The sequence below is a fragment of the Gordonia sp. DT219 genome, assembly GCF_049847065.1.
GTDB lineage: Bacteria > Actinomycetota > Actinomycetes > Mycobacteriales > Mycobacteriaceae > Gordonia.
In genome coordinates, this window is sequence record NZ_JBNCNR010000070.1 from 1 (window position 1) to 625 (window position 625).

Below are 625 nucleotides of genomic sequence, written 5' to 3' on the forward strand. Positions count from 1 at the left end.
TTCGCCCAGGATGGGCATTTCAATATGGTGCCGTATCGGGTGATGGAAAACGAGTGGTCTGATTTCGCCCGGTACGGAGCGCGGGTGAAGGTGGAGATCAATCTGGAAGCGCCAGTTGTGGGGGAGAGGCCGGTAAAGATTTCGGTCTTGGGCAAGGCGTATTCGGCGAAGTCGAACGTTCTGCTCGAAGACGTAGACCTGAGCCACGTCTTCGCGAATGATTCATCGCAAACGTATGAGCGCGAGTATTTCAAGAAGGAGATTCTGGCGGTGGTGGCTGAAGCCGAGAAAGGTGAGAGTTGATGGCTGAGTTGGAGGATCTGTTACGGGCGCTGGGTATGGAGCTTGCGGAGATCGTGGTGAATACGAAGGGTGATTTGTCGGAAGGTCCGTGGGATAGATATCTGTCGATTGATCATTTCAGTCCTGGCCATATAGTGGGTACACGCGCGGCGTGGGTGGGCGGTGACCGGATCCGTGGTCGGTCGACTGGGCTGTCGATGCAGGACTTTACGCGCGTCAGCAAGGTAGTGGAGCAGTTTCGTCGCGATTTTCCGGTTCCTTTGTGGTTGTTTGATGCGTTGGTGTTGGTGGTGGATCGGGAGCCGGTGCGGGGTGTGGTGCA

At 56.0% G+C, this 625-nt stretch carries 1 protein-coding gene and 1 pseudogene; both read left to right on the forward strand.

Annotation, left to right across the window (positions count from 1 at the left end; genetic code table 11):
• A partial coding sequence (locus ACPXB3_RS22455; RefSeq protein ID WP_425729852.1) for a hypothetical protein occupies positions 1-303 on the forward strand: 303 nt, incomplete at its 5' end.
• Positions 303-625: pseudogene (locus tag ACPXB3_RS22460) on the forward strand (hypothetical protein); the annotation flags it as partial. The gene ACPXB3_RS22455 and the pseudogene ACPXB3_RS22460, both read left to right, overlap by 1 nt.